The following is an 11,641-nucleotide window of genomic DNA, read 5'->3' as shown; positions in this document are numbered from 1 at the left end:
AGAGGGCGTCGGCCTCCGCGGACATGAGCGCGTCGGCGAACGTCTTGACCATCGCGCGCAGCAGATCGGGACTCGCCGCGGCGAGATTGTCCTCGGCGAGGGCGTGCAGGGGCAGACTGTCGGGTGCGGTCATCGTGCTGATCTCCTTCGAGCTTCGACACCTCGAAGATCAGCCGGTGGCCGTTCAACTATGCGGGCACCATCCCAACGCCGGAGCAAACCCCCGGATCAGGTCGAACCCGTACACCACTTCCCTGGACGCAACCCCGCGGCCTTCGCTGTTACGGGCAGGCAGGCACGGCGGCGTAAGGAACGCCTCGATGGATTGAACTGTGCGGTGCCGTCGCCCGTAGACGGTTGTGTCGAAGGGTTGCACGCGGCACCGGGGGCAGCGAATTGACAGCCGGACGCCCGAGGACAACCGGAAAAGGTGTCCGCCGAGTCGGCGGTGCCGCGCCGGGATTCCGGACCAGGCGGTAGCGGTACAGACCTCTGCGGTCAAAGCACCTAGGCATGTCGCACCTTACAGGTGCGATGTTCGGCGAACCCGGTATGTCAGCCGGGGGAAGATTTTGTCAGATGCCGACCGGACAGTGCCGGAACAGCAGGGCTGCCCCGGGTTCAGTGCCCAGGAAAGCTTTTTATCGAGTGAAGGAAAATCTGATGCGCTCCAAAATCGTTGGTCGTGGTCTGACGGCTGTTTCCCTGTTCGCTCTGGGACTTGCGCTCACCGCCTGTAATCCCGACACAGGCAGTGGCGCAGGGGCCGCCGCCCCCGCTTCTTCCAGCGGATCGAGCTCCGTTTCTCAGGCCGGCGGCTCTGTTTCCAAGGCCGGCGGTTCCGGTTCTCGGAACAGTGGTTCCACGACTGGCAACAGCAGTGGTACGAAGACGTCCGGTGGCTCGGCGTCTTCCGGGGCAGTCTCCGGGAGCCGCTGCACGACAGCTGTACTGCGGGGGAATGTCGGTGACAACAATCCTGGTGCCGGCCAGGAGAACTTCCCCCTTATCGTGACCAACTTCTCCGACCATGCCTGCACCCTCGACGGTTTCCCGGGCGTCGCCTTCGTGGACGGCTCCGGAGCGCAGCTGGGGCCGGATCCCAAGCGGAACACGGCAACCGCCACCAAGATCACGCTGGCGCCCGGCAAGAGTGCCTGGGCCGGTCTGAGCTTCGGCAACCCCAAGGTCAGCGGTGCCAAGACGGTCGCTCCCGCGGCAATCCTGATCACCCCGCCAGATGAGAGGTCCTCGCTGCACGTGGACTGGACGAACGGCGACGTGCCGGCGGGCTCCCCCGCGACCCTCTCGCCCTTCCAACTCGGCACCGGGGCCTGATCCTGATCCTGACAGCGCGTACGGGTGCGCCGCTTCGGCGGCGCACCCGTACTGTCGCAGGTCGCACTTGTCTCCACGGCTGTCCTGCTCGTGAGGTCGCTCCGCTTCCCGACGCCGTCACTCCCGCCTCGGGCAACGCAGCACGGTCGCGTGTGAGGCAGCGTCCCGAACAACGCCGGACGCCGACGCAGGCCGTGTGATCGGTGTCGGGGAACCGAGACCGAGGCCCCGGACACCCTCCACCCAGAGGCCGTCCGAACGGACCCCGGGCCGGTGAGCCGGTCGCCAACAGGGTCCTTCATGGCCGATACCGTCGCCGGCCCCTCACGCCGCGTTCTTGCAGCGGGCCGGACCGACGACGTGCCCGCCTCGACCGGTGACGGCACGACATCTCGACGCTGTCAGGCTCGGCGTCCCGGACGAGGCCGACCAGTTGAGGGTGGAGCGCCCGCCTGAGGTTTTCCCCCAAGTGGTTGGGGCATGACAGGGGCAACCTTGCTGCCCGCGACCGAGGCGACCAGTCTGTTCCTTCGCTCCGCTGTCGCGATCCACAGTCGGATCCGCCCCCGTTGACGATCCGTGAAGCGAGCGTAGACGAGGCATAGACACCGAGCGGGTTGTCTTGCTCAGGCAGTGGCCGGGAGTGATCCTGCCCGGTACGGCACGCCCTGAAACAGAACCGCTTCGACAAACGAAAAGTCTCTGTCGGGCTGTTCGGGGAAACCGCGTTCCAGCATGTCTGACCTGTCATCACTGTCGCTGTCATGGGCGCGCTGTCCGTCATTCATGTGCCTCTCCTCCATGCGTGAGGAGCATGTGCATGATCAGAAGAGTTCAGCTGAAGCCACCCCGATGGCGAGTGAACTCACGGGGATGGAGTAACTAGATGGCGATCCTGTGGTCGCGTGCCCGGCGAGCGACGAGTCACGAAACCCTGATCCGCATGCTGTACCTGGAGCACGGAAATGCCCTGCTGACGTACGCGACTCGGCTGACCGGCGACCGTGCAGCCGCCGAGGACGTTGTGCAGGAGACGGTGATCCGGGCGTGGAGACATCCGGAGATCATCACCAACCCGCAGGGCTCACTGCGCGGGCGCCTGCTCACGTTGGCCCGGGATGTCGTCACCGCCCGCGACGAGGCGAAGTCCATGCAGCCGGACGAGGGCGCGTCAGGTGACTGTCGGGAGCTGGTGCCGAAGGAGGCCGCGGTGTTCCCGAGGCGAACCTAGCGCGGCCTTGTCAGGTTCACCCGCCTTGCCTGACCCACCTCGCCGGACCGGCCAGGACCGGCTCGCTCTCCTCCCGTCGGCCTACCCCGGATCCCGTGCTGACCAGAGCGACTCGCGAGCCAGAAATGTCTGAACCCGCGCCTGCGATCTCCACATTCCGCGCGCTCACCATGAGGACCGACGTGATCTCCGTATCGTCACCGCTGGACACGGCATTCTTCACGCTGCTGAACGGCAGTCACGAGCGTTTGCTCGACAGGCCGCTGGTGCCGGACGTCCCGAGCGGGGCGGAGGCCGCCAGCTGGCTCTACCACGACGCGCCCTTCGCGGTCCTCGCCCAGGACGCGGCCGACGACCCTGTCTTCATCTACGCCAACAACGCGGCGCAGCGGCTCTTCGCCTACTCGTGGGAGGAGTTCCGCGGCCTCCCCTCCCGCCTGTCGGCACCGGTCGCCGACCGGTCGGCGCGTGACCGCCTCATGGCAGAGGCGATGGGCAACGGCTATGTCGAGGGATACCGCGGGCTGCGCGAGTCCGGGGCCGGCCGCCGGTTCTGGATAGAGGACGTCACCATATGGAACCTGACGGAGACCGACGGCACGGTGCGCGGACAGGCCGCGATCATCCGCTCCTGGTCCGACGCCTGACCTGGCCGCCCGGCCGACCGTCGTCGGTGCTCCGGCCGGTGGCCCTGTCCGAACCGCACTGTCCGTGAACGGCGGCACTCGTAGAGACCGCCACGAGAGAAAGACACATTGATGACCCTGGAAACGCTGGACTTCGACACCCTCGTCTTCGACAAGGAATATGTGACCCTCGGCGAACGGCGGGAAGCCATCGTGCGCGGCGGCCGGCACCTCTTCGACCGGTTGCCCGCCGCGTTCGAGGGGGTACGCCAGATCGGCGTCATCGGCTGGGGCTCACAGGGACCGGCTCAGGCGCAGAACCTGCGGGACTCCCTCGGCGACGCCGTCAAAGTAGCCGTCGGACTGCGCGAGGGCTCGACTTCCCTGGACGCAGCCCGCGCCGCGGGCTTCACCGAGCAGAACGGCACGCTCGGTGAGATGTTCGAGGTCATAGCGGCCTCCGACATGGTGCTGCTGCTGATCTCCGACGCCGCGCTCGCCGACTACTACCGGCAGATCTTCGCGGCATTGCGCCCGGGAACCACACTGGGACTGTCCCACGGCTTCCTGCTGGGTCACCTCAACGACGTGGGCGATGCTTTTCCGGAGGACGTCGACGTGGTCGCGGTGTGCCCCAAGGGCATGGGCCCGTCGGTGCGGGCTCTGTACGTACAGGGTGCCACCGTCAACGGAGCCGGGATCAACGCGAGCTTCGCCGTCGAGCAGGACGTCACCGGGCGGGCCGTCGACCGGGCCCTCGGCTGGTCGGTGGCGCTCGGTGCGCCCTTCACCTTCCAGACCACACTCCGGTCGGAGTACCTGTCCGACCTGACCGGTGAGCGCGCCATGCTGCTCGCCGGCGTGCACGGCGTCGTCGAGAGTCTCTACCGTCGCTACCGCGACCACGAGGGCATGACTGACTACGACGCCTTCCGCCGCTCGGTGGAGTGCGTCACAGGACCGGTCTCACGGACCATCTCCAAGGACGGCCTGATCGGTGTCTACCGTCGCCTTGCGGTCCACGAGCGGGACGTGTTCGCCGACGCCTACGCCGCGTCGTACCCGGTCGGCCTGGAACTGACCGCGGAGATCTACGACGAGGTGGCCTCCGGCAACGAGATCCGCAGTGTCATCCTGGCGGGCCGACGCCTCGGCCGATTCCCGATGGGCAAGATCGACCAGGCGGACATGTGGCACGTCGGCGAGGACGTACGCGCCCGACGCCATGTGGACGGCGAGGTCCCACTCGACCCGTTCACCGCCGGTGTCTTCTGCGGCATCATGATGGCGCAGGCCGACCTGCTGCTGGAGCACGGGCATCCCTACTCCGAGATCGCCAACGAGTCCGTCATCGAGGCCGTCGACTCGCTCAACCCGTACATGCACGCTCGCGGCGTGGCCTACATGGTCGACAACTGCTCGACCACCGCGCGGCTCGGCGCCCGCAAGTGGGCCCCGCGCTTCGACTACCTGCTCACGCAGGTCGCGTATCCCTCGGTGGACCGCAAGGCGGTGGATCCCGCGCCGTTCGCGGCGTTCGAGGGGCACGTCCTCCACCAGGTGCTCGATGTCTGCTCACAGATGCGCCCGTCCGTGGACATCTTCGTGGAGTGACGCCCGGGTGCCGTTCCTTGTCGGGGCTCGGGGCGCTGCCGCGGGTGACGGTCGGCGCCGGACGTGCCGTCGCCGTCACCCGCGTGGCCTTGTCCACGAGAACAGGTTCTGGCTCCAGAAGTTGAGCCAGAACCTGTTCTCGTGGACAGAGCCACCTGCGCGAGCGGGAACCGGCCTCGGCGCCCGTAGACAACTCGGCGTCCTGTGCTGGCCGTTGTGGTCAGCCACCGCACCGCGAACGGCTATGGCCTTGTGTGAAGAAGCCGGTGCCAGGAGGCGATATCTGGGTTACGCCGCAACAAGGTACGGCGCTCGCGCTCGGTCATGCCGCCCCAGACTCCGAACTCCATGCGGTGGTCCAATGCGTAGGCGAGGCACTCCACCCGCACCTCACAGCTGTGGCAGACCGTCTTGGCCTGCTGCTGGGATGCACCCTCGCCGAACATTTCATCCGCATCAGCAGGCTTGCACAGTCCGTTCTCGCTCCAGTTCAAAATCCCCATTTTGTCACCCTGCTCTCCGAGAGTTCTCTCTCGATGTTTCCTGAATCCGTATAGCGAACACGTGGTGCTGTCCGGTTCGAAATGACCGCTGCGGGCACAGCCGGCGAAGTCGGCGGAGGAAGAACGGCGGCGCTTCGTTCGCCATGCCGTCATTCTGTGTATGCGCGTGCTGCCAAGGCCTTCCCCAGCGCCTGCAGCCCGTAGTGGACGCGTGACTTCACTGTTCCCTTCGGGATGCCCAGTGACAGCGCCGCTTCCTCCAGGGTGCTGCCACGGAAGTACACCTCGACCAGGACCTGCCGGTGTGCCGCGGACAAGGTGGCCAGACCGCTCCGCACCACGATCTCGGTCAGGACGATTTCAGTGGCGTCCAGATCGACTGCCTCGTTCTCCGCGAACACGTCCCCTTCGACCTCCTGCGGGCGGACTTTGCTGCTCCGGTAGCTGTCGATGACAAGATTCCTCGCCACGCGGAACATCCAGGGGCGCAGCGTTGCGTTGCCGACACATCCGTAGGTGCGCCAGCACCGCAGCAGCGTTTCCTGCACGATGTCCTCGGCTCGTATGTGGTCACCCTTCAGCAGGTTCCGCACGTACGAGTGCAGTGCCAGTACCTGTCGGCGGTGATCGGCCAGCTCCGTCTGCGCGGCGGATCCTGATGACCCGTCGGATCCTTTGAAGGTCCAGCTCATGACCACTCCTCAAGGTGTCGGATCGAGCGGATACCTGGCCTGTGACCGGGAAATCAGCGGCGCCAGGCGGGAGGAACGGGCCGATGATCCAAGAGAACGGGGAGGACACCAGGACCCGCAGCGCATTTCCCCGCGCGAGATTTCTCTTATCCGTGGCGCGATGACTGAGGAAATGCTTTCCACTCAGGAGTACGGGCCGAAATGAGCGGCAAGTTCATCATCTGGCTTGTGACTTCCGGGAATTTCTGTGTGATCCGAACGCAGGCTGCCGTCCAGCCGACAGCCGTAATGGGGCGGGAGGGAACAGAACGTGGCCGTCCGAACCGGGAATGGGGAAAACGGTTCTCGTCGGCGGCGATCTGGGACTTCGTGGGCCTACGGGGTCCGGCGGACGTCCAGTGGAACCGTGACGGCGCGGCCCCTGGGGGACGAGCATCCCCGCCGGGATCGCGCCTGGCTCGACCGGTGCCCGCCCGCCTGGCCGTCCTACGGGGAGGGCGAGGCAGCGCCGGACGCGCGGCTGACGGCCTCCAAGGTCAGTTTCGCCTGCGCCCCCAGGTGGGGACCCGCGAGCCAGGTGTTGTCGGCGGGGCCGACCGATGTGTTGCTGATCAGCTCCGGTGTTCCGTCCGGCCCCAGGGCGAACCAGCCGCCGCCCGACGCGCCGCCGGTCATGGTGCAGCCGATGCGGTACATCGTGGGCTGGTCGCTCACCGGGGAGAAGCGCGTCGGCCGGTCCTGACACGAATACAGCTTGTCCCCGTCGAACGGCGCCTCGGCGGGATAGCCCCAGGCGGACGTCTGGGCAAGGGAGTTCACGGCCGGTACGTCGAACCGGACGGGCACGGCGTCTCCCAGGGTTTCCTCCAGGGACGAATCGCCGGTCGGCGGTGTGACCCGCAGAACGGCGAAGTCGAACGGTGCCCCGGCGCCGCCGACCTCGGATCCCTGCGCCATCCACTGCGGGGACACCGCGGCCTTGTCCGCCCACCAGACACCGAAGGGCGCGACCTTGTCGATGGGAGCCGTATTCAGAGCGTTCGCTGGGAGATCGTCGTCGTTGTAGGACGGGACGAACACGACGTTGCGGAACCAGCCGCCCTTGGCGCCGGCATGGGCGCAGTGCCCGGCAGTCCACACCAGGTCGGACCTACCGGGCCGGGCGGGATCGCGGACGGCTGTACCGGAACACACCTTCGGGCCGTCGGGTGAGTCGAAGAAGACCTTTCCGACCGTGCCCGCGCCTACGTGGTATGGGGCCGCGGCCGCCAGGGCCGCGACAGGGCGGGGCTCGGGGTCGGATGTTCCCTCGTCTGCCGTACTGTCCGAGATCGGGGCGTCGGGGGAGGACGCGGAGGACATTCGCTTTCCGCTCCACAGGCCCGGGATCGTGGGGTTGTAGAAATCGTCGGAGCCCCCCTTCCACTTGGCCGTGGCCCAGTCCTTCCAATCGCCGCTGAGCCATGAGTTCAGACGGCTCGCAGATGCTCCGCTCGCTCCGCCGCCCGGCAGGAGTGCCACGATGGCGATCGCCACAGCGGCCACGGCTGTGACAGCGAAAAGGGTTTTTCGCGAGGCAGACATGACGGAAATACTCCAGATCTCTTCGGGGAGGAGCGATGGCGCGGGCGGGCCGTCCGCCAGCGGCACCCGGTGGACGGGCGGACCCGATGGCCGGCGATGGCAGGTCCCCGCACGGTCTGTCCTGCTACGACGACGCGGCTGGGTGCGCGCCCCCAAGGATCTTGGCCGTGCGGCGGGGGAAGGCACCCGGCACGCGGCATCCTCACCGCCTCGCCGTGTGCGCTGAGACCGGGTGGTTCCACGGCCGCGGTGCCCGAACCGCGAGAAGGCGCGGCCGCGGTGCGGCACGGCCGCAACTTCGGGCGGAGCGGTGTTCGTTGGTCTGGATGTTCAACATCGGCTCCGTGGAGATCGGCCGGCCTATACCGACACACACGGCGGAGCGCGGGCGCAGAGTTCACCCTTTTTCAGGGACCCGGCGCGCGGGCGTTCGCCGAGTGGTGCACCACGCGTCCGCGGCCCCGCGAGGCGCTTTCGCCGGGCTGGAGCGGTTCAGAGCCCGTCCGCCGCCGGAGGACCTCGGCACATAAACGATCCGTGAAGTGGTCGTCAACAAGGTCTGGACAGCCTGACGATTGGCTTGGCCGTGCAACCGCTTACACACGATCCTCGCGGGTCTCGGCCGGACATGTCTCGATCGGGTGTCTCAAGCAAATCCCTCTCAGGAGTGATCATCCATGCGTCGTCTCATCGCGGCTTCCGTGCCTGCTCTCGGTGTCCCCCGGGTCGGCGTCCCGGCCGGTGCTGTCACCGCTCAGGCGCACATGCGCGGAATTTCGACTGCACGGACGACGTGGCTGAGGAGATCGGCTGAACACCCTGCTCTTCGCGGGCATGGTCGGCCAGGATCTGCTGGGTCAGGCTCGCCCCGAAGTGCGGAGGCCGTGCTGGAAGGAAACAGCCGGAATCCCGGCGTCCGGGACGTCGTGCGGTTGGTTGTCGCGGGTTCGGTGCAACGGAGCGCCGACGTGGGACCTGGCGTGGCCGGGGCGTGATGGGTACCGCAGCGTCGCGTCCCGCGCGTGGCTACGGCTGCGGTCGCGTCCGGCTGTGGCGGAGCCGCGTCGTCCGGCGGAGATTCAGCCTTCTGTTACGGACGGGGATCGCAGGACGGCAGCCGTCACCTGGGCGAAGAGCCACTCGTTCGAACGCTCCAACGACCCGCCAAACACCTCGCGAGTGCGCAGCAGGCCGTCGATGCCGTAGTAGTAGGTGATGATGCGGGTGGCCAGCTGTGCGTCGACGTCGTCGCGCAGGGCACCGATGTCCTCAAGATGGCGGCAGACGGTCGTGAGGCTGTGGCGGTGGCGCTCCTGCGCGGTGGCGAGCACGGCCTTGCACTCCGTGTCGTGCGGTGCGACGTCGATGACCACCCGGATGACGTCGCCCCATTCCTTGGTGATCCGGAGGTAGGCGGCTGCCAGGGTCCGCACCACAAAGGCGCCGTCGCTCGCGCGGAGCGACTCCGGCACGGACCGATCGGTCATCCCGGCCTGTGTGAAGCCGTCCATGAGCGACCGCAGCAGCCCCTGCTTGCCGCCGCACTGCGCGTACACCGTCGCCGGAGACACCCGGCTCAGTTTCGCGATCTCCCGGACCGTCGTCTGGAAGAAGCCTGTCTCCGCGAACAGTTGTCGCGCCGCGTCCACCACCGCGGCGCGGGTCTGGGCCGGGTACTCCTCGCGGCGAGGACGTACAGGGGTGCCATCCGCGCTGATGGGAGTGCCATTCATGCCCGGATTCTAGCGAACAAAGCCTGTCATTAGTGACCAGAGGTAGTATCGAGCCGCTAGAGTCCGACTCTACGGCAGAGTCCCTCGTTCAATATTTTGCAACGCTGTTCACTGTGTTGAACGGCGTTATCTCGCGATCAACTCGGCAACAGGCGGGGGGAGAGCCGTGACGAAAGTCGTAAGAAACGCTCAGGAGGCGGATACCTATGACGCACCGGGCAGCCTGCACATGCAGGTGCTCGGCCCGCTCCGGCTGTGGCGCGAAGGCGTCGAGGTAGACGCGGGATCGCGCATGCAACGGTGTGCGTTGGCCCTGCTGCTGGCACGGGCCGACAGTCCCGTCAGCATGAGCGAGATGATCAGCCTGCTGTGGGGCGAGGCCGCACCGCCGAGCGCGGTCAACACGGTGCACAAGTACGTCGGTACGCTGCGCCGGCTCCTGGAACCGGATCTCGGCACCCGATCCCCCGGCCGATGGCTGCTGCGCAACGGATCGGGCTATCGGCTCGCGGTGCCATCGGACGCTCTTGATCTCTCGGCGTTCAGACGCATCGTCGCCGCAGCTCGTAAGAGCCTGGCCGAGGGAGACGAGGGCACCGCTCTGCGAAGGAGCGTCGAGGCCCTCCGGCTGTGGCACGGCCCAGCCGGCGACGGCCTGGCCGAGACGCCCGCCGCCCAGTCGGTCTTCGCGGCGCTCGACCGGGAGCATCTGCGGCTGGCAGCCGAGACCGGCCAACTCGCGCGGAAGCTGTCGCGCCCTCACCTGGTCCTCGACGTCTTGTGGCAGGCCGTGGCCGTCGGCCCGCTGCACGAGCCGGTGCATGCCGAACTGGTCGCGAATCTGGCCATGGCCGGACATCACAGTGAGGCGCTGTCGGCCTATCACGCGGTCCGTGCCCGTCTCGCCGACGAGCTGGGCATCCTCCCCAGCCCTCCTCTGCAGTCGGCGTACCAGTCGATCGGCACCAGGCGAGAACCGGCAGTCAACCGGTCGCAGTCCGGTACCGCCCGGGGACCCGGCGCAACGCACGGTCGCCCCGCGCAGCTGCCGCCCCGCCTGCCGTTCTTCGTCGGCCGAGCGGATCTCCTGTCCGGCATCGTCGGGCTGATCAGCCCCTCCCGGCCCGCGCCGACAGTCGTCGCGTTCGACGGAATGCCCGGCATCGGCAAGACCGCACTGGCGCTGCACCTGGCCCATACACTGGTCCCGACCTACCCGGACGGCCAGCTCCACCTCGACCTGCGAGGCTTTGCCGGGGACGGTCGCCCGCTGGCTCCTGAGACAGCACTGCGCGCCCTCATCAGCGGACTCGGAGTCGAGCAGAGACTGATCCCGGAGGGCCGGCAGGCGATGGCCGGCCTGTATCGGACCCTGCTGAGCGACCGACGCATGATCATCGTGCTCGACGACGCCCGAAGTGTCGAGCAGCTCCTTGACCTGATACCAAGCTCGCCCGGCAGCATCACCCTCATCACGAGCCGGTCACGCATGACCGCGCTCCGGACCGCGGTCGGGGCTCACCTCGTGCCGGTCGGGCTGCCCGCCCCGCACGAGGCGCGAGCACTCCTGGCGACACACTTCGGCGACCGGATAGGCAACGCGGCCCCGCAGGCCGTCTACGCCCTGGTCGAGCGATGCGGTCTGCTGCCGCTGGCGCTGGCCCACGCCGGCGCCAGCGCCGCCACCTACGCCGCGCTGCAACCTCGGGACACCATCGAGGTACTGCGCCTGACCAGGGCCAGCGTCGACGAGACCTTCGGCCGCTCCTACCGCGAACTCAGCCCTTCGGCGGCACACCTGTTCCGCTGCCTTGCCCCGGCCCTCGAACCAGGCGGCGACATCACGGCCGAGACCGCATCAGTACTCACAACCACATCCGTGACAGCCGCTCAGACCGCGCTCAACGAACTCAACGACGTGGGCCTGCTTCAGACATCCCGGCCGGGTTCCTACCGGTGGCACACGCTCGTACGGGCCTACGCCACCTCCATCACAGCCGCCCAGTCGGCACACGTCCTCGCGAGGGCGGGCGCGTCGCCCGCAGCCCGCCTGTCAGCGGAAGCAGGAACGCCGAAAGCCTCGAATCGGCGCCTTGCGCAGGACTCGACGGGATCCGTCAGCACGGGACCTCCCGTCGATCACGGTGATGAGTTCGTCGTACATCGATCCGTGCGCTCGGCTTGAAAGGCGGTCTCGTCTGCTGGCGCCGGTCGCAGATCTCTTTGGGAAGGAAGCCGGTTGGAGGAGCGGTTGCGGTTTGCGCTGCTGGGTCCGGTGAGGGCCTGGCGTGGCGAGGACGAGGTTGATCTGGGTCCGCCT

At 67.5% G+C, this 11,641-nt stretch carries 11 protein-coding genes and 1 pseudogene; 6 read left to right on the top strand and 6 right to left on the bottom strand.

Annotated elements, in window-relative coordinates:
- Positions 1-133: pseudogene (locus ACFY6U_RS52085) on the bottom strand (IS256 family transposase); the annotation flags it as partial.
- Positions 134-513: 380 nt separating this feature from the next.
- Here ACFY6U_RS52085 and ACFY6U_RS52080 point away from each other — a divergent pair.
- Positions 514-1,338, top strand: coding sequence for a DUF4232 domain-containing protein (locus ACFY6U_RS52080; RefSeq protein WP_390050192.1), 825 nt, complete (start codon positions 514-516; stop codon positions 1,336-1,338).
- Between the two features lie 626 nt (positions 1,339-1,964).
- Here the strand turns inward: ACFY6U_RS52080 and ACFY6U_RS52075 are convergent.
- Positions 1,965-2,126, bottom strand: a complete 162-nt coding sequence (locus ACFY6U_RS52075) for a hypothetical protein (protein WP_390050190.1) — start codon at positions 2,124-2,126, stop codon at positions 1,965-1,967.
- A gap of 98 nt (positions 2,127-2,224) precedes the next feature.
- Between ACFY6U_RS52075 and ACFY6U_RS52070 the strand changes: the two genes are divergently transcribed.
- The 3 genes from ACFY6U_RS52070 (at position 2,225) to ACFY6U_RS52060 (ending at position 4,809) form a co-directional block, all read left to right on the top strand.
- Positions 2,225-2,569: a sigma factor gene (locus ACFY6U_RS52070; RefSeq protein ID WP_390050188.1), complete on the top strand. Its 345-nt coding sequence runs from the start codon at positions 2,225-2,227 to the stop codon at positions 2,567-2,569.
- A 170-nt stretch (positions 2,570-2,739) separates the two neighbouring features.
- Complete coding sequence (locus ACFY6U_RS52065; protein WP_390050186.1) at positions 2,740-3,216, top strand: MEKHLA domain-containing protein; 477 nt, start codon at positions 2,740-2,742, stop codon at positions 3,214-3,216.
- Positions 3,217-3,327: 111 nt separating this feature from the next.
- Positions 3,328-4,809, top strand: coding sequence for a ketol-acid reductoisomerase (locus tag ACFY6U_RS52060; protein ID WP_390050185.1), 1,482 nt, complete (start codon positions 3,328-3,330; stop codon positions 4,807-4,809).
- Between the two features lie 242 nt (positions 4,810-5,051).
- Here the strand turns inward: ACFY6U_RS52060 and ACFY6U_RS52055 are convergent, their stop codons facing one another.
- Together ACFY6U_RS52055 and ACFY6U_RS52050 are read right to left on the bottom strand one after the other, a co-directional pair.
- Entirely contained in the window at positions 5,052-5,312 is a 261-nt protein-coding gene (locus ACFY6U_RS52055; RefSeq protein WP_360568055.1) for a WhiB family transcriptional regulator, read from the bottom strand.
- Positions 5,313-5,461: 149 nt separating this feature from the next.
- Positions 5,462-6,004, bottom strand: coding sequence for a sigma-70 family RNA polymerase sigma factor (locus tag ACFY6U_RS52050; protein WP_390050183.1), 543 nt, complete (start codon positions 6,002-6,004; stop codon positions 5,462-5,464).
- Between ACFY6U_RS52050 and ACFY6U_RS52045 the strand changes: the two genes are divergently transcribed.
- Positions 6,003-6,209: a hypothetical protein gene (locus tag ACFY6U_RS52045; protein WP_390050181.1), complete on the top strand. Its 207-nt coding sequence runs from the start codon at positions 6,003-6,005 to the stop codon at positions 6,207-6,209. The two genes, ACFY6U_RS52050 and ACFY6U_RS52045, sit on opposite strands and share 2 nt — an antisense overlap.
- 281 nt (positions 6,210-6,490) lie before the next feature.
- On the opposite strand, the gene ACFY6U_RS52040 is transcribed toward ACFY6U_RS52045, so the two are convergent.
- Positions 6,491-7,654, bottom strand: a complete 1,164-nt coding sequence (locus tag ACFY6U_RS52040; protein WP_390050179.1) for a trypsin-like serine peptidase — start codon at positions 7,652-7,654, stop codon at positions 6,491-6,493.
- Between the two features lie 1,013 nt (positions 7,655-8,667).
- Positions 8,668-9,321 (bottom strand): TetR/AcrR family transcriptional regulator, encoded by a 654-nt coding sequence (locus ACFY6U_RS52035; RefSeq protein WP_390050177.1) that lies wholly within the window; start codon positions 9,319-9,321, stop codon positions 8,668-8,670.
- Between the two features lie 166 nt (positions 9,322-9,487).
- Between ACFY6U_RS52035 and ACFY6U_RS52030 the strand changes: the two genes are divergently transcribed.
- Positions 9,488-11,506 (top strand): BTAD domain-containing putative transcriptional regulator, encoded by a 2,019-nt coding sequence (locus ACFY6U_RS52030; RefSeq protein ID WP_390050175.1) that lies wholly within the window; start codon positions 9,488-9,490, stop codon positions 11,504-11,506.
- Positions 11,507-11,641: the final 135 nt, after the last annotated feature.

Source organism: Streptomyces sp. NPDC013157, assembly GCF_042899865.1.
Classification (GTDB): Bacteria; Actinomycetota; Actinomycetes; order Streptomycetales; family Streptomycetaceae; genus Streptomyces.
Note: the sequence above shows the minus strand (reverse complement) of the source record. Positions and strands in the feature narration are given on the sequence as shown.

What these genes read in the sequence shown, in the direction of transcription:
- ACFY6U_RS52070 (WP_390050188.1), top strand. Translation starts at nt 2,225, where the DNA reads ATGGCGATCCTGTGGTCGCGTGCCCGGCGAGCGACGAGTCACGAAACC.
- ACFY6U_RS52075 (WP_390050190.1), bottom strand. Translation starts at nt 2,126, where the DNA reads ATGAATGACGGACAGCGCGCCCATGACAGCGACAGTGATGACAGGTCA.
- ACFY6U_RS52035 (WP_390050177.1), bottom strand. Translation starts at nt 9,321, where the DNA reads ATGAATGGCACTCCCATCAGCGCGGATGGCACCCCTGTACGTCCTCGC.
- ACFY6U_RS52050 (WP_390050183.1), bottom strand. Translation starts at nt 6,004, where the DNA reads ATGAGCTGGACCTTCAAAGGATCCGACGGGTCATCAGGATCCGCCGCG.
- ACFY6U_RS52060 (WP_390050185.1), top strand. Translation starts at nt 3,328, where the DNA reads ATGACCCTGGAAACGCTGGACTTCGACACCCTCGTCTTCGACAAGGAA.
- ACFY6U_RS52080 (WP_390050192.1), top strand. Translation starts at nt 514, where the DNA reads ATGTCGCACCTTACAGGTGCGATGTTCGGCGAACCCGGTATGTCAGCC.
- ACFY6U_RS52065 (WP_390050186.1), top strand. Translation starts at nt 2,740, where the DNA reads ATGAGGACCGACGTGATCTCCGTATCGTCACCGCTGGACACGGCATTC.
- ACFY6U_RS52055 (WP_360568055.1), bottom strand. Translation starts at nt 5,312, where the DNA reads ATGGGGATTTTGAACTGGAGCGAGAACGGACTGTGCAAGCCTGCTGAT.
- ACFY6U_RS52045 (WP_390050181.1), top strand. Translation starts at nt 6,003, where the DNA reads ATGACCACTCCTCAAGGTGTCGGATCGAGCGGATACCTGGCCTGTGAC.